The sequence below is a fragment of the Gluconobacter sp. P1D12_c genome (assembly GCF_018812105.1).
GTDB lineage: Bacteria > Pseudomonadota > Alphaproteobacteria > Acetobacterales > Acetobacteraceae > Gluconobacter > Gluconobacter oxydans_A.
On the sequence record NZ_JACSIQ010000515.1, the window covers coordinates 1 to 432 of the forward strand.

Sequence of the window (432 nt, forward strand, 5' to 3'; positions counted from 1 at the left end):
CGCTTCGTGAAAAGCTCAGCATCATTGATGACACGCTTCTTCATCATCTTCAGAGATCCATCAGACTGATCTCGAACGATGCGAAGCCTCTCATCATTAAGAGACCCCTTGAACTCCTTAAACGATCCGTACCTCTGTATCAGTCGCGTATTGAGTGTCTCATTATAGAACCACTCAAGATGGCCATCCTCCATCGTCTCAATATCGTTCGGCTTAGTCACATATTTTGTGACCTCATCAACAGACTCAAGAGTTCCCGCATCCTTAACAATGCACGACATCCTCTCACGAACATCAGCAAGAAAATCCTGCCAGCCGTTCCCCTTCAAATACGGCAGATCAAAGAGGATATTCATATGCATGTTAAGGGTTTCATGATCCTCATTATGAGTGAACTCAGTCCCCCTGAAATACAGATTTGAACCATATTTT

1 protein-coding gene is annotated in these 432 nt (G+C 44.0%); it reads right to left on the reverse strand.

The genetic code is table 11. The annotated features are described in order from the left end of the window. On the reverse strand, positions 1-362 hold a 362-nt coding region (locus KP705_RS17935; RefSeq protein ID WP_215765270.1), incomplete at its 3' end, for a hypothetical protein. Positions 363-432 lie beyond the last annotated feature (70 nt).